The organism is Thermobifida fusca NBRC 14071 = JCM 3263, assembly GCF_001592045.1.
Taxonomy (GTDB): Bacteria; Actinomycetota; Actinomycetes; order Streptosporangiales; family Streptosporangiaceae; genus Thermobifida; species Thermobifida fusca.
Genome location: NZ_BCWB01000034.1, coordinates 1 through 24,579, shown reverse-complemented (window position 1 = coordinate 24,579; position 24,579 = coordinate 1). Strand labels below are relative to the sequence as shown.

Sequence of the window (24,579 nt, the reverse complement as noted above, 5' to 3'; positions counted from 1 at the left end):
TCACGGGGATCAGCTCAACCGGGGATCGGTGCCGCGCGGGCCCAGCACAGTCTGCTCGCTGTCGACCGTGGGATCCCAGTCGAAGACCACGGGGTTGTCCTCGTCCCCGATGTGCACCTCGGCGCCTGCGGTAGCGCCCGCTTCTGCGAGGGCCTCCTCGATCCCGAGACGGTTGAGCCGGTCCGCGAGATAGCCGACAGCTTCGTCGTTGCTGAAGTCCGTTTGGCGCACCCAGCGGGTGGGCTTGTCGCCGATCACCCGGAAGACGTTGTTGCCGAGCGGGATGACTTGGAAGGGGATTTCGCCGATCTCGCGCGGCCGCAGGATCAGGCGGGTCGGCTCCTCCGGCGGGCGGGCGGCGCGGGCTGCGGCCACCTGCTCGCCGAGCGCATAGGCCAGTTCCTTCAGCCCTTCCCGGGTGGCTGCAGAGACCTGGAGCACCCGGTATCCGCGTTCCACCAGCATGGGTTCGACGAGTTCGGCGAGCTCACGTGCCTCCGGCACGTCGATCTTGTTCAACGCCACGAGCCGCGGCCGGTCGGACAGGTCCACGCCGGTGCGTTCCCCGTAGACGGCCAATTCCCGTTCCACGGCTTCGAGGTCGCTGATGGGGTCCCGTCCCGGTTCGTAGGTGGCGCAGTCCAGGACGTGGAGCAGGGTGGAGCAGCGTTCCACGTGGCGCAGGAACTCCAGTCCCAGTCCTTTGCCTTCGCTCGCGCCAGGAATGAGCCCGGGAACGTCGGCGACCACGTACTGGGTCTGTCCCGCTTCCACGACGCCGAGGTTGGGCACAAGCGTGGTGAACGGGTAGTCGGCGATCTTCGGGCGGGCCGCCGACATCGCCGCGATCAGCGACGACTTGCCCGCGCTGGGAAAACCGACGAGGCCGACATCGGCGATGGTCTTCAGCTCCAGGCGGATGTCGACTTTCTCTCCGGGCTCCCCTTTGAGTGCGAACCCGGGGGCTTTGCGTTTCGGGGAGGCGAGGGCGGCGTTGCCGAGCCCGCCTCGGCCGCCCCGGGCGACGACCAGCCGGGTCCCGTGGCCGACCAGGTCCGCGATCACTTCCCCGTCCAAGGTGGTCACCACGGTGCCGTCGGGGACCGGCAGGACCAGGTCGGCGCCGCTCGCCCCGGAACGGTTGCTTCCCTGCCCGGGAGCACCGTTCTCCGCCTTGCGGTGCGGGCGGCGCTGGTACTCCAACAGGGTTGCGGTGTTGCGGTCGACCTCCAGGATCACGTCCCCACCGTGGCCGCCGTTACCGCCGTCGGGGCCGCCCAGCGGCTTGAACTTCTCCCGGTGGATAGAGACGCAGCCGTGCCCGCCGTCCCCGGCCTTGAGATGCAAGACCGCTTCGTCGACGAAATCGGACATGTCGCTGGCTCCTCGATCCGTCTGGTGGTCGAACGCACGTGAGGCGGGCCAGTGTCACTGGCCCGCCTCACGTTTACTACACCGTCTCCCCGGGCCTATTCACTGGCGACGGGGGTCGGGATGACGCTTACGGCTTTGCGGCCCCGCAGGTTTCCGAACTCGACCCTGCCTGCGACCAGAGCAAACAGAGTGTCGTCACCGCCTCGACCGACGTTGTCACCGGGGTGGAAACGGGTACCGCGCTGGCGGACCAGGATCTCGCCAGCCTTGACGTACTGTCCACCGAAGCGCTTGACGCCGAGCCGCTTGGCGTTGGAGTCGCGTCCGTTACGGCTGGACGACGCGCCCTTCTTGTGTGCCATCTCGCGCTCCTCCCGCTACTTCGCGGCGATACCGGTGACCCGGATCTGGGTGTACTTCTGACGGTGTCCCAGACGCCTCTTGTAACCGGTCTTGCTCTTGTACTTCAGGATCTTGATCTTGGGTCCGGTCACTTCACCGAGGACCTCAGCGGTGACCTGGTACTTGTTCAGCTCGGCTGCATCGCTGACAACCTTGCCGTTGTCCACGACAAGCAGCGGCTCGAGGTTGAGCGTGTCACCGGCCTCTTTGGCCACCCTGTCGATGGTCACCACGTCATCGACGGAGACCTTTTCCTGTCGGCCGCCCGCTCGCACGATCGCGTACACCGGGAAACTCACTTCCTGTTCGCTACAGAAAAGAATGCGCTCACAATCGACCGCGGTCATCAACCCGCTCGCCGCCCGCAAGCGGCAGCAGGGATTGAAAGGAGGTCTCAGGCGCGCGAACATGTGGGGCGCGCCGACGCACCGTATTTCAGCCTACCACTCGCTCGCAGGAGGTCTGCACGCTGCAGCGGTCGGAGCCGGGCGGGATGCCCCGCCCGGCTGACGATCATCCGGCTTCAGCCACCGCCGTCTCGGAGACGACCACCCCGGCCCTGCGCCGGATCCGGCGGCGCCGGGGGCGTTCCGCCACTGTCTCGGCTGGCTGTTCAGCAGCCTCCTTCGTCTCCGGGACAGCGTTCGCCTGCGCGGAGGACTCGCTGCCGGACTCCGAGATGGATGGAACCGAATCCTCCTGTTTCTCGGGCGATCCCGCAACATCTTTGGCGGTACGCGTGGCACCGCCGTTAGCCTCGGCCTGCGCTGCAGTCTCGGCGTCTCCGCCGGCCCGCGCCTTGTCCGTGGCCTTGCCCTGGTCTGCCGAGGTTTTCTCCGCGCCGACGCCGTTCTTATTCGCGCCGTTGTTCTTGTTCTTCTTCTTGCGCCCGCCGGACTTGGACTCGAGCAGATCGGTCTGCAGGATGAGGCCGCGGCCGTTGCAGTGCTCGCAGGTGTGCGAGAAAGCCTCTAGCAACCCTTGGCCGACCCGCTTGCGCGTCATCTGAACCAGGCCCAGCGACGTGACCTCGGCCACCTGGTGCTTGGTGCGGTCCCGGGACAGGCATTCCAGCATGCGGCGTAGCACCAAGTCGCGGTTGCTTTCCAGCACCATGTCGATGAAGTCGATGACGATGATGCCGCCGATGTCCCGCAGTCGGAGCTGGCGCACGATCTCCTCGGCCGCCTCGAGGTTGTTCTTGGTGACCGTCTCCTCAAGGTTCCCGCCCTGGCCGGTGAACTTGCCGGTGTTGACGTCGATGACCGTCATCGCCTCGGTACGGTCGATGATCAGCGAACCGCCGCTGGGCAGCCACACTTTGCGCTCCAGCGCCTTGGCGATCTGCTCATCGATGCGGTAGGCCTCGAAGATGTCGCGGTCTTCGGTCCAGTGCGACAGACGGTCCGCCAAGTGTGGGGCGACCTGGTTGACGTAGTCGCGGATGGTCTCCCACGCATCGTCGCCGGAGACGACGAGGCTGGAGAAATCTTCGTTGAAAATGTCCCGGACCACGCGGATGGTGAGGTCTGGTTCGCTGCTGAGGAGCGCCGGGGCGGTCGCTGACTTCGCCTTGCGCTTGATGGACTCCCACTGCTGCGACAGGCGGGCGATGTCGCGCTCCAGCTCCTCTTCGCTGGCCCCCTCTGCCGCGGTACGCACGATCACGCCGGCCCCGTTGGGCATGACCTTCTTCAAGATCTGCTTGAGCCGGGCCCGTTCCTTGTCGGGCAGCTTGCGGCTGATGCCCGTCATCGAGCCGTCAGGCACATACACCAAGTAGCGGCCGGGCAGGCTGATCTGGCTGGTCAACCGGGCACCTTTGTGCCCGACCGGGTCTTTGGTGACCTGCACCAGCACAGACTGGCCGGACTTGAGCACCGACTCGATCCGGCGGGGCTGGCCTTCCAGGCCGGTGGCGTCCCAGTTGACTTCGCCCGCGTACAGTACTGCGTTGCGCCCTTTGCCGATGTCGACGAAGGCCGCCTCCATCGACGGCAGCACGTTCTGCACCCGACCCAGGTAGACGTTGCCGACGTACGACTTGTGGTCGGCACGGTCCACGTAGTGCTCGACGAGCACGTTGTCTTCGAGCACGGCGATCTGGGTGCGTTCCCCGATCCGGCGGACGATCAGGTCACGTTTGACGGACTCGCGGCGGGCCAGGAACTCCGACTCGGTGATGATGGTGGGGCGGCGGCGTCCCTGCTCCCGTCCTTCCCGACGGCGCTGCCGCTTGGCTTCCAAACGCGTCGACCCGCGGACCGCCTGCACTTCTTCCTCGATCGGCCGTTCAGCGCGGGCGGGACGAGTGCGGGCCGCCGTACTGGACTGATCATCGGCTTCCGGCTCGGTGGTGACCTCTACCCCGGAACGGCGGCGGCGCCGACGGCGACGCCGGGTACCGGTCGTCGTCGCCTCGGTCTCCTCGGTCGTGTCCGCGGCGGCAGCGGCAGGTGCCTCCCCCGCGCTGCCTTTCTCGGTCTCGTCGGCCGTCGTCTCCGCGTCGTCCGTGGTGTCGCTGGTATCAGCGGCCTCGCCGTCGTCCCCGCTGCGGGACCGGTTGCGCCTCCTCCGCCGCCTGCGGCGGGTGGGGCGCTCCTCCACCGCCAGTTCGATCTCCGCGCTGAGATCCTCGGCCTCGTCCAGCTCCTCCCCCGCGTCCTGCGGGCTGTCCGGCTCTACCGACTCCACGACCGGCGGTTGGAAGACCACCATGGGCGGTTGGAAGGTGACGGCGGCTACCGCGCTAGGGTCAGCAGGACGCGTGTCCTGGGCCGCGGGCGCGAGAGTGTTGCCCGCGGGCGCGGCCTGCGCGGCGCTCTCCCCGCTGCTCCGTTCCGCTCCTGGGGTCGTGTCCTGGCCGGTCGGCTCGGTATCGTCGGTGGTCGCTGTCCTGCTCCGGGTACGGGTGCGCGAGGTACGGGCCGTGGTCTTACGACTCCGCCGTTTCGGCTCCTCCTCTGCCGTGTCCTCGGCGGCTGACTTCGACGGAGCCGGGTCAGTGACCAGCTCGATAGAGGTGGCAGCCACGGTCGTCCGCGCCGTCACCGGGATCGGGTCGGGTTCGGGCGGTGGTCCCGCGGGCCTGCTTGCGGCTCGGCCTCGGCGTACCGGCTGGGCCAGGCGCACCGTACCGGACATGCCGACGACGGTCGAACCGTTCGATCGTGTGCTTGTCTCTATTTCAGTTGTCCCCTCGGTGCTATCCACACCGTTGTTGGGCTCGTTCTCGAGCATCCGGGCGGTCTCCCGTCAAAAGTTCTCGGGCACGGCCCCGCACGAGGTGCCCGGCCGCGGCGCCTGAGAACTATCGCTGTCAATATCCACACCGGCGTCGCCATCACGGCGACGCCGGTCAAAGTCCTTGAACTGCGCTCACGTTCCCCGATCCGGACCGCGCCGCTGCGGATCCGGCGTGTGCGCTGACGACGGTGGCGCCTGGCCTCGCGGCCGCAGCGTCGACGGCGAGCGGGTCCGCGATGGTTCCGGAATCCTCATCAAGCGGCCCCTGCGCCAACCTGGTCATCCTGGCCGGTGCTGGCAAGGCGAGATCGGCGATCTGACGGAGGCCGGTCACCACGTCGTCGGGTCGTACGACAGGAGTGGTATGCCGCACGATCAAGCGAAGTATGGCATATGTCTCTTGTCGTTCCGTTGCGGCGCGCCTAGCGACGTCCAGCAGGAACACGGCCGGGCGTACGTCGAACCGGCGACGCCCTTTCTTGGTGAGTCGCTCCACTTCAACCTGCTCGGCCGCGAGGAACGCGGCAACGGCTGCCTCGGCGTCGTCGGGGCCGACACCGGGAAGTTCGATTCGCCACTCCGATGCTTCCAGACGGTCTGCCCAACCGCTGGTCGCTGCCGGGACCACGTCGAGGATGGCGATACCGTCCGGCATCGCGGCGTTGAGCCGCTCCCGGACACGTTCGGGGTCCATCGGCTCGGCCAGAGTGAGCTCGCAATACTCCGCCTCACTTGCCACTCCCGTGGGAGCCGCACCCGCGTAGGAGATCTTGGGATGAGGCGAGAACCCCGCCGAAAAAGCTACGGGTACCTCGGCCCGGCGCAGTGCACGCTCAAGTACGCGAGCGATATCGCGATGGCTCGCGAATCTCATGCGGTGGCGCTTCGCGTACCGCACACGCAACCGTTGGGCCTGGCTTCCGTTGGAGAGCGAATCGGCGCCCTCAAGTGCGGGGGGCAGCTCTGCTCCTTTCCTCAAATCCTCACACTCCCGCGCGGATCGACCCGATGTGGGTCCGTGGTCCCCCGGGAGAGGTCCGTCTTATTTTCAGCCTACGGGGCGTACCGGCAACTCTGTGCCATTGCCCTCGTTGAAGTACAACTCTTCCCCGTAGGCGTGTTGTTCCGGCACAGTCATTGCTCTTCCCACTGTGACCGGAGTTGAAAAGCGTGGTTTCGACGATGCCGGCTGCGGCGGTGCCGCGGGCCACGCGGAGTTTTTCGGAAAACCCCTGTTCTTTTGCCAACCAACCCCACCGCTGGTACGTCCAATTAGGTGTACGGCCCGGCGCGAGCGGGGTGCCGGGCCGTACTTTCGTCGACCCGGCACTCCCCTCGCCGACTTCTCCCACCTCATACCACGCTCAGCGGAAGCAGTTTGCGTCCCGGAACGCCGTGGGTCTGGATCTGGGTTCCCATGCTCGGGCAGACCCCGCAGTCGTAGCAGGGGCTCCAGCGGCAGTCGTCGACCTCCACCGCTTCCTCGCCGTGCAAGGCGTCCTGCCAGTCCTGCCAGAGCCACTCCCGATCCAGTCCGGCGTCCAGGTGGTCCCAGGGCAGCACCTCATCGGCATCGCGCTCGCGCACCGTGTACCAGTCCAAGTCCACGGGCTCGTCGGCCAGCTCTTCTTCGACGGCCTTCACCCAGCGCTCGTAGGAGAAGTACTCGCTCCACCCGTCGAAACGGCCGCCTTCGCGCCACACCCGCTCCACGACCCGGCACAGCCGGCGATCGCCTCGGGAGAGGAGGCCTTCGATGATGGACGGCCGTCCCTCGTGGTAGCGCAGCCCGATGGACTTGCCGTACTCCCGGTCGGAGCGCAGGGCGTCCCGCAGCTTCCGCAGTCGGCTGTCGACGACCTCGTGGGGGGCCTGACCCGCCCACTGGAAGGGGGTATGCGGTTTCGGGACGAAACCGCCGATGGACACCGTGCAGCGGATGTCACGACGCCCGGTGACCTCACGCCCCGTCTTGATGACCTTGCGGGCGAGGTCGGCGATGGCGAGGACGTCGGCGTCCTCCTCGGTGGGCAGCCCGCACATGAAGTACAGCTTGACCTGGCGCCACCCCGCCGCGTAGGCCGCGGTGACCGTGCGGATCAGGTCCTCTTCGGTGACCATCTTGTTGATGACCCGACGCATCCGCTCGCTGCCGCCCTCGGGTGCGAACGTGAGCCCGGAGCGGCGTCCGTTACGGGTCAGCTCGTTGGCCAAGTCGATATTGAAGGCGTCGACCCGGGTGGAGGGCAGCGAGAGCCCGGTGTGGGTGCCTTCGTAACGGTCCGCGAGGTTCTTGGTGATCTCGCTGATCTGGCTGTGGTCGGCGCTCGACAGGGAGAGCAGGCCGACCTCCTGGAATCCCGAGGAGCGCAGCCCGTGGTCGACCATGGCGGCGATCGCCTTCTCGCTGCGCTCCCGCACCGGGCGGGTGATCATTCCGGCCTGGCAGAACCGGCAGCCGCGCGTGCAGCCACGGAAAATCTCCACGCTGTAGCGCTCGTGGACGGACTCGGCGATCGGAACGATCGGGTTCTTCGGGTAGGGCCAGTCGTCGAGGTTCATGACGGTGTGCTTCTGCACCCGCCACGGGACGCCGGGACGGTTGGGCACGTACTTTTCGATCCGCCCGTCCGGAAGGTAGGTGACGTCGTAGAACTTGGGCACGTACACCCCGCCGGTGGCGGCCAGGCGGGACAGCAGCTCGTCGCGTCCCCCCGGGGACCCTTCCCGGCGGAACTCCCGGATGAGTTCGGTGATCGCGATCGCGATCTCCTCGCCGTCCCCCAGGACCACGGCGTCCAGGAAGTCGGCGATAGGCTCCGGGTTGAACATGGCGTGTCCGCCCGCCAGCACGATCGGGTGCTCGTCGGTGCGGTCCACCGCGTGCAGCGGGATGCCCGCCAAGTCCAGCGCAGTGAGCAGGTTGGTGTAGCCCATCTCGCTGGCGAAGCTGACCCCGAGGACGTCGAAGGCGGCGAGCGGCCGGTGGGAGTCCACGGTGAAGTGCGGGACCCCGTGCTCGCGCATGAGTTTCTCCAGGTCGGGCCAGACCGCGTAGGCGCGTTCGGCGAGTACACCCTCGCGTTCGTTGAGGATCTCGTAGAGGATCTGGACCCCCTGGTTGGGCACGCCAACCTCATAGGCGTCGGGGTACATCAGTGCCCACCGGACTTCTGCGTCGTCCCACTCCTTGACGACGGAGTTCAGCTCACCACCCACGTACTGGATCGGTTTTTGCACGTGGGGCAGCAACGCTTCCAACTGTGGGAAGACGGATTCGACAGTCATCGGGAAAACGGGCCTCACGTTCGCGGTCGTTCGACGACGGCCAGAAGACAGCGCCTGTGCTTGTCAGCATAAGCGCCTTTCCTCGACTCTGGTGAATCGTCGAGTCCTCCTGGTACCCGTTGCGGGCTCAGATGATCAACGCTACCGGACTGTGAACAGCGTTCGGACAGATTTTTCGCCGCCCTGGGCGGCGGGTGGCCGCCGCGTGCCAGAGCTCCAGGATCAGCCCCTCGTGCCCGCCGGTTCCAGGGAACGGCGCTCTTCGTTGTGCGCGTGGACCGCCATGACCAGGCCGAGCGCGGCGAAGTTCGCGACGGCTGCGCTCCCCCCATAGGAGACGAACGGCAGTGGGAGCCCGGTGACCGGGGTGAGGCCCAGCGTCATCCCGATGTTGACGAATACTTGGACACAGAACCAGGCCGCCACCCCGATGCAGACCAAGCGGCCGTGGACCTCGTCACAGCGGGAAGCGACCCGCAGGATACGCAAGAGGACGACTCCGAGCAGGACGATGACCGCGCATCCCCCCGCGAAACCGAGTTCCTCGGCTGCGACACTGAAGACGAAGTCGGTGTGCTGTTCTGGGACGAACTTGCCGCTGGTCTGCCCGCCGTGGAAGAGCCCGGAGCCGCTCAGGCCGCCCGAGCCGACCGCGATGAGCGCCTGGTTGACGTTGTATCCGGCGCCCAGCGGGTCCGCGTGCGGGTCGAGGAAGGCCGTGAACCGCGCTACCTGGTAGTCCTTGAGCAGGCCGAGCTGCCATACCGCGAGACCGGTGAACGCGCCGCAGCCGAGCAGGGCGAGCGGCCAGCGCAGCGGCGCCCCCGAGCAGGCGAGCAGAGCGAGATAGATCGCGGTCAGCACCAGGGCGCTTCCCAGGTCCGGTTGCAACAGGATCAGCCCGATCGGTACCGCTGCGACCCCCAAGCTGATCAACACGTCTGAGGCAGGGGGCCGTGGGGTCCTCGGCCGGGGCCGGCCCAGCACCGCGGCGACGGCCAGGATGAGCGCGATCTTGGCGGTCTCCGCGGGCTGGACGCGCAAGTCGCCGAGTGCGATCCACGAGCGGGACCCGTTGACGGTCTCCCCCAGGGGCCCGAGGACGAGCAGCAGCGCCACGGTGACGGCCACGAAGAGCACCGGAGTGTAGGCGCGGAGTGCCCGCCGGGTGAGCGACGCGAGCGCGAGGCAGAGCGGCAGGGCCAGCAGCAGGTGCCCCAGGTGTCGCCAGGCGTAGACCGTCGGACCGGCATGTCCGGTGGGCGGGAGGGTGGCGGACCACACCAGCAAGGCGCCCACCATGCTGAGCGTGACCGCCGCTCCGAGAAGCACCCCGTCGAGGTGGCGGGGCAGCATCCGGGCGGCGACCTGGCTGACGTGCGGCAGCGGTGCGGGCAGGCGCATGGCCTGCGCGAAGCGGAGCGACATACGGGCCTTCCGGATCATTCGTCGGCCGGACGGGCGGCCGTTCCGTCCCCGAAGACCGAGGAGGTGCGGGCAAGGATCGTCTCGTCATGCGGGTACGACGCGGTCGCTGGCTGGCCCGCGGCTGCAGCGGTGAGGACCGCTCCGTCGGAGTCCTGCTGGCCTACGGCGTCAAGACGCTGTTCGAGGTCGCTGGAGACGGCTTCGCCGCGGTTCGCTCCGGCCAGTGCCCGGTAGTACTCCCCCATGGGCACTTGGAGGTACCACAACCTGCCGATCAGCAGCGCCAGCAAGCACACCACCAGTGCCTGAGCGGCGAGGACCGGTCCGTGCTCGCAGACACCGCGAGACCACCGTTTGACGCTTCTGTTCGACTCCCCCATGGCCTCCTCCCCCCTAGTGGCCACACCGCGCGGTTGCGGTTGGACTGTCTGTGGAGGCGTTATCGCCAGCGGCACCCGGCCGGGCTGGCGTTCCTCTCCCCGCCACGGTTGCGCTCGTGCCGAGGATCGCTGTCCTGGGCATCGCGGATCGGCCCGGTAGTCCCGGGTCCGCGCCGCACCGGACAGGAGCGCTGCCCGTCTGCGGGCATGGCACGACCGCGCAGGTCGTCGTGCGCTACCTGCCCCGATCACTCCCAGAGTAACTCTATGAATCTGGTTAGTTACACAAACGCGCCGGTTTGTCGCACCGTGGTGGAAAAAGCACCGCGGCCAGGCGGAATGCTCCGCCTGGCCGCGGTAGGTCTGCGTCGTGCCGTAGCCGGTGGTAAGAGAGTTCTGCCCGGTTCAGGCCAGGTCAGGGAAGAAGAGCTTGATCTCGCGCTCGGCCGAGTAGGTGGAGTCCGAACCGTGGACGATGTTGGCCTGGACGTCGAGACCGTAGTCGCCGCGGATGGTGCCGGGAGCGGCGAGGACCGGGTCGGTGGCGCCCGCCAGGGAGCGGAACGCCTCGATCGCCCGGTTGCCCTCCACCACCATGGCGACCAGCGGGCCGCCGGTGATGAACTCCACCAGCGACGAGAAGAACGGCTTTTCGACGTGCTCCTCGTAATGCGCTTTCGCGGTCTCTTCGTCCAGGGTGCGCAGCTCCATGGCGACGATCTTGAGGCCCTTGCGCTCGATACGGGAGATGACCTCGCCGATGATGTTGCGCCGCACGCCATCGGGCTTGATCAGGACAAGGGTGCGCTCCACGGTGCTTTTCTCCTTGAGACGTCGTTGGCTGTGTACGGTGCTGCCGGTCCAGGAGCACCGCACCGGTGCGGTGCTCTGCCTCCGGTGGTGGGTACCCTATCGGTTCGGCGGCCCCTCCCCGTGCGCGCGGGAGACGACTCCGAGGGCGGTGCTGCTCACGCGCTTTCCGTGTCGTGGACGGCCTGCTGTGCTGCCTCTACCCGCCGTCCCAGGACTACTCCGGCAATCCACAGCCCGACGAAGACAATGCCCAAGGAGATGAGTCCCGGTACGACAAAGCCGCTGAGCAGAAACGCCACCTGGAGTGCGCATGCGGCGTAGAACCCCCAGGTAAAGCGCTGGAGCGCGGCAAGGACCAGGGCGGCGAGCGCCAGACCGCCCCAGACCGCTCCGGCGAAACCGGGGGCGTGGCCGCCGAGTTGGATGGCCACGGGAACGGCCAGTCCCAGCACGATGGCTTCGAAGGCCAGGACAACGGCGCAGACAGTCCGCACGACGGTTACTCCTTCTTCAACAGGTGGATGGCGTCCCCGGCCGTCACCACCGAACCGGTGATCAGCACCCCGCCCCCGCCGAACTCTGCGTCCCGCTCTGCGAGGGCGACAGCCTGGTCGATAGCGTCGTCGAGCCGCAGCGCCGCGTGGACGCGGTCCGGGCCGAAGACTGCCTCCGCGGTCTCCCGAAGCCGGTCTACCGGCAGGGCCCGCGGTGACGAGTTCACGGTCACCACGATCTCATCGAGCAGCGGCTCGAGCGGTTCCAGGATGCCTTCAGCGTCCTTGTCCGCCAGCACCGCTACCACCCCGACCAGCCGGTCGAAGGTGAACGACTCGCGGACCGCTTCGCCGGTGGCGGCCATCCCTGCGGGGTTGTGTGCCGCGTCGACGAGCACGGTAGGGCTGGTCCGCACGATCTCCAATCGTCCCGGGGAGGAGACCGCGGACAGGGCAGTCCGCACCAGCTCCGGATCGAGCCCGTCTTCGCCTTCCTTGGGGGCGGCGAAAGCCTCCACCGCGGCCACCGCCACGGCGGCATTAGTGGCCTGGTGGGCGCCGAACAGCGGCAGGAAGATCCCGTCGTAGGCGGCGCGCAGCCCTTTGACCGCGATCTGCTGGCCGCCGACAGCCAGGTTGCGGTGGACGACACCGAACTCCAGGCCTTCTCGGGCGACTTCGGCTCCCACTGCCGAGGCGTGGCTCAGCAGGGTCTTCGCCACAGGCAGCGTCTGCTGGGCGAGGATGGCGACACTGTTGGGTTTGATGATGCCGGCCTTCTCTTCGGCGATGCCTTCGGGCGTGTCGGCCAGGTAGTCCGTGTGGTCGACGGCGATCGGGGTGACGACGGCGACGTCGGCGTCCACCACATTGGTGGCGTCCCACGTGCCGCCCATGCCCACTTCGACAACGGCGACGTCCACGGGAGCGTCAGCGAAGGCGGCGTACGCCATCACCGTGAGGACTTCGAAGAACGACATGGGCACGTCGTGCTGCTCGTCCACCATCCGCACGTACGGCAGCACGTCGGCATAAAGGTCGGCGAACGCCTGCTCGGAGAGCGGTTCACCGTCGATGACGATCCGTTCGCGCATGCTCGTCAGATGCGGGCTGGTGTAGCGCCCGACCCGCAGCTGCCGCTCCCGAAGCAGGCTGTCGATCATCCGCGCGGTGGAGGTCTTGCCGTTGGTCCCGGTCACATGGATGACCCGATAGTTGTGCTGGGGGTTGCCGAGCAGGTCCATGGCCGCGCGCATGCGATCCAGCGTGGGATGGATGATCGACTCTCCCGCACGCGCAAGGATCTCTTTTTGCGCCTCCTGATACTGCGGATGCACGTGTCCCCTGTTCCCAGCGTTGGTCATTGCGATGTGCGGTTTCAGCCTACCCCGGTGGCGGCCGCGTCCTTTCCCCCGTGGCCAGGCTGCGCTGTTCCTGGCGTGGGGCAAGGCTTTGCGGTTCTTTGTCCTTGACTAGCGCTCGGCCTCCCCCGAGCCGGTCAGTGGTCTCCCCGAGTGTTCATCGAGGAGGGGAGTCCGGATGCGCCGAGTGGAGAGCACTGGTCTGAGGTGGGTGGGTGCTGTGGGGGCGCTGCTCATCGCGGTTGGTGCGGCGGCTGGCTGCGACGGCGACACTACCCCTGATGAAGGCGGCGGGGACCCGGGTCCCACCGGCAGGCTGGAGCAGCGGGGCAGCCCTGAGGCGTCCCCTTCCCCGGCAAACCCGGAGCGTCGCATCGACCTGCTGCGGGCCCGCGACGCGGCCCTGGAGGAGTTTCCGAACGGGGTGGTCTACGACGTGGAACTGGAAGAGGACAGCCACCGCTGGACCGTGGAAGTGAGCGCGGAGGGCGCCGAGCACGCGCTCGCCGTCGACGCGCGCAGCGGTGACGTCTCCGAACTGGAGGCGGACATGCCCGACGGTCCGGACGCGGACCTTGCCGGGCTGTCCGCGCGCAGCCTGGACACGGCGGTGCGGGTCGCATTGGACGACAGCGGCGGCAGCGAGGCCACCGAGGCTTCACTGGACAAGGAGAACGGCCGCCGGGTGTGGAAGATCGAGGTCGACGACGGCCGGACGGTCGCTGTGGACACGGAGACCGGCGAGGTGGTGGCGACCGATTCCTGACCGGCCGCCCTCCAGGGTCTTCCGCGACTCCAGCGTCAGGCGGTTTTCTCCTCGCGCTCCTTGGGCGGCAGGGCCCGCGGCACGATCGTCGGGTACACGTGCTCCAGCACTGCCTCCCGGGTGATGATCACCCGCGCCACATCTTTTCGGCTCGGCACTTCGTACATCACCGAGAGCAGCACTTCCTCGATGATGGCGCGCAGGCCGCGGGCACCGGTACCGCGCATGATCGCCTGGTCGGCGATGGCTTCCAGCGCGTCCTGCGTGAACTGGAGTTCGACGTTGTCCAGCTCGAACAGCCGCTGGTACTGCTTGACCAAGGCGTTGCGCGGCTCGGTGAGGATCCGGATGAGCGCGTTGCGGTCGAGGTTGTGCACGCTGGTGATCACCGGGAGCCGTCCCACGAACTCCGGGATCATGCCGAACTTGAGCAGGTCTTCCGGCATGACGTCGCGGAACGGGTCGGAGTTCTCCAGCTCCTTCTTGGAGCGCACGACCGCGTTGAATCCCATGCCCTGTCTGCCGGTGCGCGCCTCGATGATCTTCTCCAGTCCGGAGAACGCGCCACCGCAGATGAAGAGCACGTTGGTGGTGTCGATCTGGATGAACTCCTGATGCGGATGCTTGCGCCCGCCTTGCGGGGGAACGCTCGCGGTGGTGCCCTCCAGGATCTTCAGCAGCGCCTGCTGCACTCCCTCCCCGGAGACGTCGCGGGTGATGGAGGGGTTTTCGCTCTTGCGGGCGACCTTGTCGACTTCGTCGATGTAGATGATGCCGGTCTCGGCCTTCTTGACGTCGTAGTCCGCGGCTTGGATGAGTTTGAGCAGGATGTTCTCGACGTCTTCGCCTACGTAGCCGGCTTCGGTCAGGGCAGTGGCGTCGGCGATGGCAAAGGGGACTTTGAGGATCTTGGCCAGGGTCTGGGCGAGAAGGGTCTTTCCGGAACCGGTGGGCCCGAGGAGCAGGATGTTGGATTTGGCGATCTCCACATCGTCGTCTCGGGACCGATCTCCCCCGGACCGTATTCGCTTGTAGTGGTTGTAGACCGCTACCGATAGCGCCTTCTTTGCTTGCTCCTGACCTACGACGTAGGAGTCCAGGAATTCGTAAATCTCCCGAGGCTTGGGAAGATTATCCCATTTCAGCTCGGTCGCATCCGCGAATTCTTCCTCGATGATCTCGTTGCAGAGGTCGATGCATTCATCGCAGATATACACACCGGGACCCGCGATGAGCCTCTTCACCTGCTTTTGGCTCTTGCCGCAGAACGAGCACTTCAGCAGGTCTCCACCGTCGCCGATGCGTGCCACCCAGCCACTCCTTAAAACGTCGGCCGTCCCGTCACACGCCTCCTTCCCGCTCTCCTGGGATCCAGACACTCCGGATTCCCGAGGCGATCCGCGGGAAGGCGGGGCGATCCCGGCTCACCGAACGACCACCAATTCCCAGGATATGCCTTCCAGACGCCGCCATTAACGGGACGGTCTGTAGGTCGTTCCTGTTGAGCCTAAGCGAAGAGACGGACCGACTTCACCGCTCGCCGCGTCCAGTCTGACCGGCTGCGCCGGTCTGCCCGTCGAGAATCCTGTGGCGTCAGGCGATCGACGCGCCACGGATTCCTGTGTTTTCTTACCGGAAGTCGTCTGCTGCCGTCGCAGGCCCCACCACGGTCCGCACGGCCTGGTACGGCTGGCGCTGGGACGTGCCACGAGCGTCCCCTCCATGGCTCGCGTGCACCACGGGCCGCCGCGGCGGTCCGCAGTCGTCCCCCTGCGCCCAAGCGGTGAAGGGCCGGCACCGCCGAGAGCCCTCAGCCGGTTGCGTCCGGCCCTTCAGGCCGCCCTCGTGCGGTCGATCCTACTTCAACGACGCCTTACGGTAAGGCAGCACGTCATCGACGATGCCGTACTCCTTGGCCTCCTCGGCCGTGAGAATCTTGTCCCGCTCGATGTCGCGGGAGATCTCCTCGACGCTGCGGCCAGTGTGCTTCGCGAGGATCGTCTCCAACTGGTGGCGGATCCGCATGATCTCGTTGGCCATGATCTCGACGTCGCTGGCCTGGCCGTGCGTCCCCTCAGTTGCGGGCTGGTGGATCAGAATCCGCGAGTTCGGCAGCGCGGTGCGCTTGCCCTTGGTGCCGCCGGCAAGCAGGACGGCGGCCGCGGAAGCTGCCTGGCCGACGCAGACGGTCTGGATGTCTGGGCGCACGAACTGCATCGTGTCGTAGATCGCCATCAGCGAGGTGAAGGAACCGCCGGGCGAGTTGATGTACAGGGTGATGTCACGGTCGCTGTCGATGTGCTCCAACGTCATCATCTGGGCGATGATGTCGTTGGCCGACGTGTCGTCGATCTGCACCCCCACGAAGATGATGCGCTCTTCGAAGAGCTTGTTGTAGGGGTTCATCTCCTTGACGCCGTACGCCGTGCGCTCGATATAGGAGGGCAGGACGTAGCGGCTCTGCGGAGCCATCGGGGCCATCCCACCCCCGTAGCGGCGGTACGGGTCAAAGTTGAACTCGCTCATTTCTTGGCCTTCCACACTGCGCCGGTCCAAAGGGCTGTTGGAGCGGGGGTCGTTCAGGACCGACCACCCGTGACGTCGGGGGTGTTCGTCAGCACCTCGTCGATGAAGCCGTATTCCAGAGCTTCCTGGGCGGTGAACCACCGATCTCGGTCGGCGTCCTTCTCGATCTGCTCCACCGGCTGCCCGGTGTGCAGCGAGATACGCTCCAGGAACATCTTCTTCACGTAGAGCAACTGGTCGGCCAAGATGCGGATGTCGGAGGCGGTGCCTCCGATGCCGCCCGACGGCTGGTGCATCATGATCCGGGTGTGCGGGAGCGCGTAGCGCTTACCCCGGGTCCCCGCGCACAGCAGCATCTGCCCCATGGACGCGGCCAGGCCGATGCCGACCGTGCGGACGTCGTTGGGGATGTACTGCATGACGTCGTAGATCGCCATACCCGCCGTGACCGAGCCCCCGGGCGAGTTGATGTACAACGTGATGTCCCGCTCCCGGTCTTCGGCCGACAGCAGCAGCAGCTCCCCGACAATGCGGTTCGCGATCTCGTCGTCGACCTGCTGGCCGAGGAAGACGATCCGCTGCCGCAGCAGTCGCTGCGCTGTCTGCTCGTACATCGGCTGCATGGGAACGTCGGTTCGCATGAACTCATTATGTGTCGGCGGCACTCTCGTCACCTGCTCCGCGAATTCGAAACGGTTGCGACGCTTGCGACACTAACGCCGTTCCTCGACCTGGTCGTGCCAGTTCCCCATTCTGTTCGCTGTCAGCGCAGGTCTCTTCCGTGGCGACCAGGGAGTTTCGCGCCTGGCGAAACGACGCGGGCCCCGCGCCGTCGTGACGCGGGGCCCGGTGACATCGGCAAGCAGCGACCTATTTTTCGGTTTCGCCCTGCTCTGCCGCGGACTCCTCGGTCTCCTCATCCCCGGAGGCGACCGTGATGGTCTCCGTGTGGACCGGGGTCGGAGGCTCGATGGTGTTGCCGGACTCGTCGGTGATCTTGGCCTTGGACACCACCAGGTCGAGTGCCTTGGCCCGCAGCACCTCGACGTAGACCAGCTGGAGCTGGTTGGCCTGCATGAGGCTCTGGAAGAGCTGGTCGGGCGAGATGCCCATGCTCTGGGCCTGCTCGACGACGTACTGGGTCAGCTCTTCGTTGCTCGCGGTCAGGTTCTCCTGGGAGGCGAGCTGGTCGAGAACGAAGCCGGTCTTGACGGCGCGGGTGGCGTTCTCGGTGAGCTCGGCTTCGAACTCCTCCTCGGTCTTCTCCTGGGCCTCGAGGTAGGCCTCCTTGCTCAGACCGCTCTGGGAGAGCTGCCGGTCCAGGAGTTCACGGCGGCGGTCGGCCTCCTGCTTGATCACGCTTTCCGGCAGCGGGATGTCGATGGAGTCGACGAGCTTTTCAAGGACGCGGTCGCGGGCCTGGCGGAGCTGTTGAGCGCGGAGCAGTTCGCCGAGCCGCTCGGCTTCGCTGGCACGCAGCTCTTCGATGGTGTCGAACTCGCTGGCCAGGCGGGCGAACTCGTCGTCGAGCTCGGGGAGCTCCTTGACCTTGACACTGTGCACGGTGACCGTGACGTCGGCTTCGCGGCCCTTGTGCTCCCCGCCCACCAGGGTGGTGGTGAAGGTGGCGGACTCTCCCGCGCTCAGGCCGATGATCGCCTCGTCGAGGCCCTGCAGCAGGGTGCCGGCGCCGATCTCGTAGGAGACCCCGCTGGCCTGCGCGTCCTCCAGCTTCTTGCCGTCGACCGAGGCGGACAGGTCGATCGAGACGTGGTCGCCCTGCTCGGCAGGCCGGTCGACGCCGATGAGGGTGGCGAAGCGCTGCCGCAGCGCCTCGAGGCGCTCGTTGACCTGCTCCTCGGTGACCTCGGCGTCGTCGACGGTGACCTCGATGCCCTCGTAGTCGGTGACCTCGAACTTGGGGCGGACGTCGACTTCGGCGGTGAAGGCCAGCTCCTTGCCGTCCTCCAAGCGGGTGATCTCCACCTCAGGCGGTCCGAGGACGGGGACTTCCTCCTTGCTCACGGCCTCGCTGTAGAGCTCGGGGACCGCGTGGTTGACCGCCTGGGTGAGCACCGCTCCGCGGCCGACGTAGCGGTCGATGAGCTTCGCCGGAGCCTTTCCTGGCCGGAACCCCTTGATCCGGACCTGCTTGGCGAGCGACTTGTAGGTCACGTCGAAGGCATGGTCGAGTTCCTCAAACGGAACCTCGATAGTCAGCTTGACCCGGGTGGGGCTCAGCTCCTCGACAGCGGTCTTCACGGGGCGGTACTCCTAGTTTCCGGCGATGACACCCGCTGGCGGCCTGTTTCTCCGCCGCACCGCGCCACGGCAGTGATCGATGGGCTTCGACCGATACGACCGACGGGTGTCAAGAGATTGCTGTGATGTCCAGCATGCTTCTACGGTCTGCGATCTCGCCCAGTCTAGGACAGGCGAGAGGGAGCGACGGCCCTGTCGGGCAGGAAGCCGCGCGGGCCGTCGGCCGTTCGTCGGGGAGGCGGGATTCGAACCCGCGGCCTCATGCTCCCAAAGCATGCGCGCTAACCAAGCTGCGCCACTCCCCGTGGACTGCACAAGTTCGCGGCCAATGTACAACCCACGCCGCGAAGGCGGTAATCTTGTGTCTGCCGGCTCCACGAGTCTAGAGGAAACTCAGTGGCTGCCGTGCCATGCGGGTGTAGTTCAATGGTAGAACTCCAGCCTTCCAAGCTGGCCGTGCGGGTTCGATTCCCGTCACCCGCTCTGCTGTGAAGGCCAGGCGAGCGTGATGCACGCAGCCTGGCCTTCAGATTTTTCTCGTCCTGACACCGCCGTGCAGGCCTGGACGCCCCTCCGTTCCCGGGCACCCTCCAGGCGGACGGTCCGCACGACTCCAGCGGCCGAACCCGCACAGCACTGCTGTGATTGATCTCACTTTTCTCCGTGATTGTCGGCTGTCTTCCGCCGCCCGCCCCTCCCCTGGGAAGCGGCCCGCACTTCCCCTTTCCCCTGCCGCACTGGGCGACTTGCTGCGGCGCGCAGCGAGCAGGCTGCGCCTGTACTCCGGTGCCGGAGTATCGTCAAAGGTCAGAACCGCACGCCACTACCCGATACGACAGTCCTCGGGTAACCCCGGCCGCACGCGGGTGCGCCCGGGCACTTCGATAGGTGAGAGATGACGGGAACCGATCCGACGCGGGAGGCCGCGCCCTCGCTGACGCTGGACTGGGTCTCCCGGCCGACCAGCGCGGAACGCCCCGCGGTCGTCACCGGGGCTTTCGACATCCTGCACGTGGGGCACGTCCGCTACCTCAAAAGCGTACGTGCCCGGGGCTTCCCCCTCCTCGTAGGGGTGGAATCCGACGAACGGGTCCGGGCCTGGAAAGGACCGGGGCGCCCGATCAACCCCGCAGAGGAGCGGGCCGAAATCCTCGCCGAACTGTCCTGTGTCGACGGGGTGTTCATCATCTCCGGTCCCCCCAGCGTGGTGAGCTGGCGGCACTACGCCGAACTCCTCGCCCCGCTGCGCCCGGCTGCCCTGGCCTACACCGAAGGAGACCCCTACGCCGAGAACAAGAAACGCGGTGCGGCCGCGTTAGGCGCACTCGCTTGGGAGCTGCCGCTGACACTGGGCCGGTCCACCACCGCAACCCTCGGACAGCTCGCCCGGTCCCTGTAGTGCGCGGGCGGCGTCGCCGTTTTCCGGAGGCTGCCGCCCGGTGCCCGCCGCGACGGACGCTTCCGTGACCCCACACGAAGGGTGGCGCAACGATGGTGATAAGCGGTCACCGCACAGTCTGGACGCTGGTCAACGACGGTTCGGCTGCCAAGGCAGCGCTCCAGCCGGGCACCGTGCGGCGCGTCCTCAGCTACGCCCGTCCGCACTGGCGGCGCATCCTGCTGTTCGTGCTGGCTACCTCGGTCGGCTCCGGCATCATCATCGCCAACCCCCTGCTGCTCAAAACGATCATCGACCGCGGGATCGGCGCCAACAATCCGTCTCTCGTGGTCGGGCTTTCCCTGGTCGTGGCCGTGCTGGCGCTGCTGGAGACCGGGCTCAGCCTGGTGAGCCGGTGGCTGTCCGCGAGCATCGGCGAAGGGGTCATCTACCGGCTGCGCACCCAAGCGTTCACCCACGTGCAGCGCATGCCGCTGGCGTTCTTCACCCGCACGCAGACCGGGTCGCTGATCAGCCGGCTCAACACCGACGTGGTGGGGGCGCAGCGGGCCGTCACTTCGGTCCTGCAGTCGCTGGTCGCCAACTCGGTGAGCGTAGTGGCGGTGCTCAGCGCCATGCTCGCCCTCTCCTGGCCGATCACCACGGCCGCGCTCCTCGTGATCCCGCTGTTCCTGCTCCCCGCACGCTACCTGGGCCGCCGCCTCGCCCAAGTCCACCGCACGAGCATGGACGTGAACGCGGAGATGAGCTCGATGATGAGCGAGCGCTTCAACGTGGGGGGCGCCATGCTCGTCAAACTGTACGGCCGCCCCGACGAGGAGAGCGCGGAGTTCGCAGCCCGCGCGGGACGCGTGCGGGACATCGGCGTCACCAGAAGCGTCTACAGCGGGATGCTCTTCTCCGTACTGGGGCTGATCACCGCGCTCGCCACCGCCATGGTCTATGGGGCGGGCGGCCTGCTGGTGGTGCACGACACTTTCGAAGTGGGCACGCTCGTGGCGCTGGCGACCCTGCTGACCCGGCTGTACGGCCCGGTGACCGCGCTCTCCAACGTCCAAGTGGATGTGATGACCGCCCTGGTCAGCTTCGAGCGTGTCTTCGAAGTGCTGGACATGAAACCGTCCGTGGCCGAACCCGAGAACCCGGTCGACCTCCCCGCGGGCGGCCTGTCCGTAGAGTTCTCCAACGTCTCCTTCCGCTACCCGGGCGCCGAAGCCACCCTGGAGTCACTGGAACTCGTGCCACAGCCGGAGCACTCTGTCAGCACCCAAGTGCTCAGCGACATCACGTTCACTGTCCAGCCCGGGCAGATGGTGGCCCTGGTAGGTCCGTCCGGGGCAGGCAAGACGACGCTCACCCACCTGGTGTCCCGGCTGTACGACCCCACCGAGGGCACGGTCCGGATCGGCGGAGTGGACCTGCGCCAGGTGCGCACCCAGTCGCTGCGGGATGCGGTCGGCGTGGTCACCCAGGACACGCAGTTGTTCCACGACACCATCCGGGCGAACTTGCGCTACGCCCGTCCGGACGCCACCGACGAGGAGCTCATCGCGGCGATGCGCGCCGCACACCTCGACGCGCTGCTGGAAACCCTGCCCGAAGGGTTGGACACCGTGGTCGGAGACCGCGGCTACCGTCTTTCCGGCGGAGAGAAGCAGCGGCTGGCCATCGCCCGGCTCCTGTTGAAATCCCCGTCCGTGGTGGTGCTGGACGAGGCGACAGCCCACCTGGACTCCGAGTCCGAAGCCGCGGTCCAGCAGGCCCTGGCGACCGCGCTGCACGGGCGGACCTCGCTGGTCATCGCCCACCGTCTGGCCACGGTCCGTGAAGCCGACCTGATCCTCGTGCTCGAAGACGGCCGCATCCTGGAACGCGGGACCCACGAGGAGCTGCTGGCCCGTGGCGGCTTGTACACAGCCCTGTACCGGACCCAGTTCGCCCCGCAGGAGCGGGAGCGGCGCAGCACCGCGAACTGACGCCCGCCCTCCCGCTGCCGGCGGCCGGAGCCGTGCGCTGCCGCGTGCTCAGCGCTCCCGCTTCCGGTCGTCCTGGTCGGCTTCCTGCCGTTGGCGGAGCGAGTCGCTGGCGCGCTCCCGTGCGGTGTCGATGTGCTCGTCGTACTTGCCCCCGGTGCGCTTCTTCGCGGCTTCCGCGGCCTTGTCGACCCCCTGGTCTGTCTTGTCGCCGTGCTCTTCGGCAAGCTGTTTGGCCTTCTCGAAAGTGTCTTTGATCCCCATGGCATGGCCTCCCCTCAGCCAGGGCGCCTGACACTGTCGTCATGCACTCCCCCTCCCCTGCCCTGCGGAGACGGCCTTATGCACCCAGACGAGAGAGGCGTCCCGCCCCGGCTGCGGGCTACAGCCCCAGAACAGTGCGGGCGACCGAGAAGTAGATGAGGAGACCGGTGGCGTCCACCAGGGTGGAGACCAGCGGTGCGGACACTACCGCGGGGTCCACCCCGATCCTGCGGGCCAGGAGCGGCATGGTGCTGCCGATGATCGACGCCCAAGCGCAGATCGCCACCACGGACAGGGCTACAGCGGCGGCGACCGCGGTGCCGACCAGCAGGGAGCCGATGATGAGCGCGATCGTGGCGAGCATGCACCCCAGCAGCAGGCCGACGCGGGACTCTTTCCAAATGACCCGCGGCAGGTCGCGCAGTCGGACCTCGCCCACAGCCAAGGCCCGCACCACCGCGGTGGCCGACTGCGAGCCGACGTTGCCCCCGGTCCCGGTGAGCATGGGAACGAAGAGTGCCAGTGCGGTCACCTGTTCCAGGGTCGCTTCGAAGCCCTGCATCACGTTGATCGTCAAGGTGGAGGCGATGATGAGCAGCAGCAGCCACACGGCGCGGGCGCGGGCTAACCGCAGGACACCGACAGTGGCGTAGTGCCCGGTGATGGGCTGCGACCCTGCCTGGCGGGCGATGTCCTCGGAGTCAGCCGCTTCGATCAGTTCCAGGGCGTCGTCGAAGGTGAGGAGACCGAGGAAACGCTCCTCGGAGTCGACCACGGGCAGGGCGACCAGGTTGGCTTCCTGGACGAGGCGCGCCGCATCCTCGGCCGGGTCGGTGGCGTAGACGCGGGGGGTGAACACGTCGACCAGGTCTTTGAGGAGGGTGTCGGGGTTGCTCGTCACCAGCTCGCTGAGCCGCACCATGCCGGAGAGCCGACGCCCGTCGTCGACCACGGGCATCACGTAGACGATTTCGGCTTCGGACCCTTTGGCGCGCACCACTTCCAGGGCCCGGGCCACGGTGAGGTTGCGGTGGAGGATCACCGTGTCGGGGTTCATGAAACGGCCGACCGAGTCCTCCGGATAGCCCAGGATTGCCGCGGTCACTCGACGTTCAGCCGGGCTCAGCCCGGCCAGTGCCCTGGCAGCGATCTTGGCCGGGGCCTCCCCGATGAGCCGGGCCCGGTCGTCGGGCCCCATCTTCTCCAGGAGCTCTCGGAATGCCGAGTCGCGCAGTCCCATGAGGATCGCCTGCTGCTGACTAGGGTCGAGCTCTTCGAAGACTTCGAGTTCCCGTTCCTTGTCCAGCAGCCGGAAGGGGATGATGGCCCGCTGCGGGGGCAGGCGCGTCAACGCGTCAGCGATCTCATAGGGCGGATGTTCGGCCAGCCACAGCCGTATCCCGACCAGGTCGTTGGCGGCGACTAGCTGGTCCAGCTCGATCGGCTTCTTGGCGTCGGTCATCTGAATCGCGGTGTGGACCTTCCGGACGTCGGGTAAGACCGGGGCACACCGCACCTCCTCACAGCGGTCAGCGTGGGCAGGGACCGCAGCGCAGCGACCGCACTCTCATGCCGCGTCCAGAGTGCGCGGACGGGCGCGGCAGGGTCGCTGCGGGCTGCGGAGCGGCGCCCCGCGTGGCAGGTGTGCACCCCAGCAGGAGAGTCTTCCCTTTGGAGGCTCGGCGACTCGGAGGCGCGCAGCCCCTTCACAGGAAAAACGTACGTGCCGCACTCGCGTGGTCGCTCAGTGGGTCCGCCAAAGCACGACGAGGGCGCGGTCGTCGTTCTTGTCCTTGCTGAGGGTGTCGACGAACTGCTCGGTTCCTGGTCCGAACCCCATCGCCACTAGGCTCTCCGCCGCGCCGAGCAGGCGGTCCACTCCTGCGTCGAGGTCTTCTCCCGGGGTTTCCACGAGCCCGTCGGTGTAGAGCATGACGGCGTCGCCGGGACGGAGACGGCCCCGCACCGGCGTGTAGCTCATCTCCGGGATGATGCCTAGCACGACCCCTTTGGCCTCGGTAGGGCTCCACGCTCCGGTCGTGTGGTCGAACTGTACGGCGGGCGGGTGTCCGGCCGAGGCCAGCAGGTACTCTCCGGTGGTCAGGTCGACGCTTAGGTGGACGGCGGTGACGAACCCCTCGCCTCCGGCGATGCGGACCAGGTAGTCGTTGCAGTGCTCGAGGAACTCGCCGCGTGGCACCGCGCCGATCAGGCCGCCGAACGCGCCGGAGAGCAGCAGGGCCCGGGTCCCTGCTTCGACGCCTTTGCCGGAGACGTCGACCACCGCGATGTCGAGCTGGTCGTCGCGGAGCGTTGAGACTACGAAGTCGCCGCCGAAGGAGGAGCCGCCGGCCTGCCGCAGCACTTGGGTGGCGTGCCATCCGGCGGGCAGGGCGGGAAGCTGGCCTTGGGTGCGGATGCGGTCCCTCAGTTCGAGCAGCATCTTCTCGCCGTCGAGGCCTTGGACGCCGAGACGCTCCCGCACCCCGGACAGCAGGTACGCCACGACAGCGGTCACCCCGATGGTGACGGCCAGCCCGGGCCCCACCTGGCTGAAGTCCAGTGCATAGGCGGTGAAGGCGAGGACTACAGCCACCACTCCG

General features: G+C 67.3%; 21 protein-coding genes and 2 tRNA genes. 4 read left to right on the top strand and 19 right to left on the bottom strand.

The annotated features are described in order from the left end of the window. Positions 1-9: 9 nt before the first annotated feature. The 11 genes from obgE to TF1_RS07365 form a co-directional block, all read right to left on the bottom strand. On the bottom strand, positions 10-1,374 hold the full coding sequence (obgE, locus tag TF1_RS07415; protein ID WP_011292603.1) for a GTPase ObgE: 1,365 nt from the start codon (positions 1,372-1,374) through the stop codon (positions 10-12). A 95-nt stretch (positions 1,375-1,469) separates the two neighbouring features. Next, complete coding sequence (rpmA, locus tag TF1_RS07410; protein ID WP_011292604.1) at positions 1,470-1,736, bottom strand: 50S ribosomal protein L27; 267 nt, start codon at positions 1,734-1,736, stop codon at positions 1,470-1,472. Between the two features lie 15 nt (positions 1,737-1,751). After that, positions 1,752-2,063 (bottom strand): 50S ribosomal protein L21, encoded by a 312-nt coding sequence (gene rplU / locus TF1_RS07405; RefSeq protein ID WP_011292605.1) that lies wholly within the window; start codon positions 2,061-2,063, stop codon positions 1,752-1,754. Between the two features lie 226 nt (positions 2,064-2,289). Then, on the bottom strand, positions 2,290-5,016 hold the full coding sequence (locus TF1_RS07400) for an Rne/Rng family ribonuclease (protein WP_061783772.1): 2,727 nt from the start codon (positions 5,014-5,016) through the stop codon (positions 2,290-2,292). A 118-nt stretch (positions 5,017-5,134) separates the two neighbouring features. Next, the gene (locus TF1_RS07395; protein WP_227481046.1) at positions 5,135-5,920 is read right to left on the bottom strand and encodes a TIGR03936 family radical SAM-associated protein; all 786 of its coding nucleotides are present in this window, start codon (positions 5,918-5,920) and stop codon (positions 5,135-5,137) included. Between the two features lie 455 nt (positions 5,921-6,375). Next, positions 6,376-8,310 (bottom strand): TIGR03960 family B12-binding radical SAM protein, encoded by a 1,935-nt coding sequence (locus TF1_RS07390; protein ID WP_016189008.1) that lies wholly within the window; start codon positions 8,308-8,310, stop codon positions 6,376-6,378. Between the two features lie 222 nt (positions 8,311-8,532). After that, positions 8,533-9,738, bottom strand: a complete 1,206-nt coding sequence (gene rodA, locus TF1_RS07385; RefSeq protein ID WP_016189009.1) for a rod shape-determining protein RodA — start codon at positions 9,736-9,738, stop codon at positions 8,533-8,535. A 14-nt stretch (positions 9,739-9,752) separates the two neighbouring features. Next, the gene (locus tag TF1_RS07380) at positions 9,753-10,118 is read right to left on the bottom strand and encodes a hypothetical protein (RefSeq protein ID WP_011292610.1); all 366 of its coding nucleotides are present in this window, start codon (positions 10,116-10,118) and stop codon (positions 9,753-9,755) included. Between the two features lie 405 nt (positions 10,119-10,523). Then, entirely contained in the window at positions 10,524-10,931 is a 408-nt protein-coding gene (ndk, locus tag TF1_RS07375) for a nucleoside-diphosphate kinase (RefSeq protein WP_011292611.1), read from the bottom strand. Between the two features lie 155 nt (positions 10,932-11,086). Beyond that, positions 11,087-11,425 (bottom strand): DUF4233 domain-containing protein, encoded by a 339-nt coding sequence (locus TF1_RS07370; protein ID WP_011292612.1) that lies wholly within the window; start codon positions 11,423-11,425, stop codon positions 11,087-11,089. 5 nt (positions 11,426-11,430) lie between these two features. Beyond that, positions 11,431-12,789 carry a bifunctional folylpolyglutamate synthase/dihydrofolate synthase gene (locus TF1_RS07365; protein ID WP_038043976.1) on the bottom strand — a complete coding sequence of 453 codons (1,359 nt, stop codon included), beginning with the start codon at positions 12,787-12,789 and terminating at the stop codon, positions 11,431-11,433. A gap of 175 nt (positions 12,790-12,964) precedes the next feature. Between TF1_RS07365 and TF1_RS07360 the strand changes: the two genes are divergently transcribed. Next, positions 12,965-13,552, top strand: coding sequence for a PepSY domain-containing protein (locus TF1_RS07360; protein WP_061783771.1), 588 nt, complete (start codon positions 12,965-12,967; stop codon positions 13,550-13,552). Between the two features lie 35 nt (positions 13,553-13,587). Here the strand turns inward: TF1_RS07360 and clpX are convergent, their stop codons facing one another. From clpX to TF1_RS07335, 5 genes are all read right to left on the bottom strand, one after another. After that, a complete protein-coding gene (gene clpX / locus TF1_RS07355; RefSeq protein ID WP_016189011.1) occupies positions 13,588-14,862 on the bottom strand; it encodes an ATP-dependent Clp protease ATP-binding subunit ClpX in 1,275 nt (424 codons plus the stop codon). A gap of 547 nt (positions 14,863-15,409) precedes the next feature. Then, the gene (locus TF1_RS07350) at positions 15,410-16,078 is read right to left on the bottom strand and encodes an ATP-dependent Clp protease proteolytic subunit (RefSeq protein WP_011292616.1); all 669 of its coding nucleotides are present in this window, start codon (positions 16,076-16,078) and stop codon (positions 15,410-15,412) included. A 53-nt stretch (positions 16,079-16,131) separates the two neighbouring features. Further along, positions 16,132-16,719 carry a ClpP family protease gene (locus tag TF1_RS07345; protein WP_016189012.1) on the bottom strand — a complete coding sequence of 196 codons (588 nt, stop codon included), beginning with the start codon at positions 16,717-16,719 and terminating at the stop codon, positions 16,132-16,134. Positions 16,720-16,948: 229 nt separating this feature from the next. Beyond that, positions 16,949-18,340: a trigger factor gene (gene tig / locus TF1_RS07340; protein ID WP_016189013.1), complete on the bottom strand. Its 1,392-nt coding sequence runs from the start codon at positions 18,338-18,340 to the stop codon at positions 16,949-16,951. A 230-nt stretch (positions 18,341-18,570) separates the two neighbouring features. Further along, positions 18,571-18,645, bottom strand: a tRNA-Pro gene (locus TF1_RS07335). Between the two features lie 107 nt (positions 18,646-18,752). On the opposite strand from TF1_RS07335, the gene TF1_RS07330 reads away from it, so the two are divergent. The 3 genes from TF1_RS07330 to TF1_RS07320 all read left to right on the top strand — a co-directional run bounded on the left by TF1_RS07330 (position 18,753) and on the right by TF1_RS07320 (position 21,715). Beyond that, positions 18,753-18,823, top strand: a tRNA-Gly gene (locus TF1_RS07330). A 412-nt stretch (positions 18,824-19,235) separates the two neighbouring features. Beyond that, positions 19,236-19,739, top strand: coding sequence for an adenylyltransferase/cytidyltransferase family protein (locus tag TF1_RS07325; RefSeq protein WP_011292619.1), 504 nt, complete (start codon positions 19,236-19,238; stop codon positions 19,737-19,739). A gap of 92 nt (positions 19,740-19,831) precedes the next feature. Continuing rightward, complete coding sequence (locus TF1_RS07320; RefSeq protein ID WP_011292620.1) at positions 19,832-21,715, top strand: ABC transporter ATP-binding protein; 1,884 nt, start codon at positions 19,832-19,834, stop codon at positions 21,713-21,715. A 48-nt stretch (positions 21,716-21,763) separates the two neighbouring features. Here the strand turns inward: TF1_RS07320 and TF1_RS07315 are convergent, their stop codons facing one another. From TF1_RS07315 to TF1_RS07305, 3 genes are all read right to left on the bottom strand, one after another. Then, positions 21,764-21,976, bottom strand: coding sequence for an antitoxin (locus TF1_RS07315; protein WP_011292621.1), 213 nt, complete (start codon positions 21,974-21,976; stop codon positions 21,764-21,766). 118 nt (positions 21,977-22,094) lie between these two features. Then, positions 22,095-23,438 (bottom strand): magnesium transporter, encoded by a 1,344-nt coding sequence (gene mgtE, locus TF1_RS07310; RefSeq protein ID WP_016189014.1) that lies wholly within the window; start codon positions 23,436-23,438, stop codon positions 22,095-22,097. A gap of 282 nt (positions 23,439-23,720) precedes the next feature. Then, positions 23,721-24,579 (bottom strand): PP2C family protein-serine/threonine phosphatase (locus TF1_RS07305; RefSeq protein ID WP_061783770.1); only part of this gene is annotated, 859 nt, incomplete at its 5' end.

Coding starts and splice junctions, on each gene's coding strand:
- obgE (WP_011292603.1), bottom strand. CDS start 1,374: ATGTCCGATTTCGTCGACGAAGCGGTCTTGCATCTCAAGGCCGGGGAC.
- rpmA (WP_011292604.1), bottom strand. CDS start 1,736: ATGGCACACAAGAAGGGCGCGTCGTCCAGCCGTAACGGACGCGACTCC.
- TF1_RS07400 (WP_061783772.1), bottom strand. CDS start 5,016: ATGCTCGAGAACGAGCCCAACAACGGTGTGGATAGCACCGAGGGGACA.
- TF1_RS07390 (WP_016189008.1), bottom strand. CDS start 8,310: ATGACTGTCGAATCCGTCTTCCCACAGTTGGAAGCGTTGCTGCCCCAC.
- rodA (WP_016189009.1), bottom strand. CDS start 9,738: ATGTCGCTCCGCTTCGCGCAGGCCATGCGCCTGCCCGCACCGCTGCCG.
- TF1_RS07380 (WP_011292610.1), bottom strand. CDS start 10,118: ATGGGGGAGTCGAACAGAAGCGTCAAACGGTGGTCTCGCGGTGTCTGC.
- TF1_RS07365 (WP_038043976.1), bottom strand. CDS start 12,789: ATGACCAACGCTGGGAACAGGGGACACGTGCATCCGCAGTATCAGGAG.
- TF1_RS07360 (WP_061783771.1), top strand. CDS start 12,965: ATGCGCCGAGTGGAGAGCACTGGTCTGAGGTGGGTGGGTGCTGTGGGG.
- TF1_RS07350 (WP_011292616.1), bottom strand. CDS start 16,078: ATGAGCGAGTTCAACTTTGACCCGTACCGCCGCTACGGGGGTGGGATG.
- TF1_RS07345 (WP_016189012.1), bottom strand. CDS start 16,719: ATGCGAACCGACGTTCCCATGCAGCCGATGTACGAGCAGACAGCGCAG.
- TF1_RS07325 (WP_011292619.1), top strand. CDS start 19,236: ATGACGGGAACCGATCCGACGCGGGAGGCCGCGCCCTCGCTGACGCTG.
- TF1_RS07320 (WP_011292620.1), top strand. CDS start 19,832: ATGGTGATAAGCGGTCACCGCACAGTCTGGACGCTGGTCAACGACGGT.
- TF1_RS07315 (WP_011292621.1), bottom strand. CDS start 21,976: ATGGGGATCAAAGACACTTTCGAGAAGGCCAAACAGCTTGCCGAAGAG.
- mgtE (WP_016189014.1), bottom strand. CDS start 23,438: ATGACCGACGCCAAGAAGCCGATCGAGCTGGACCAGCTAGTCGCCGCC.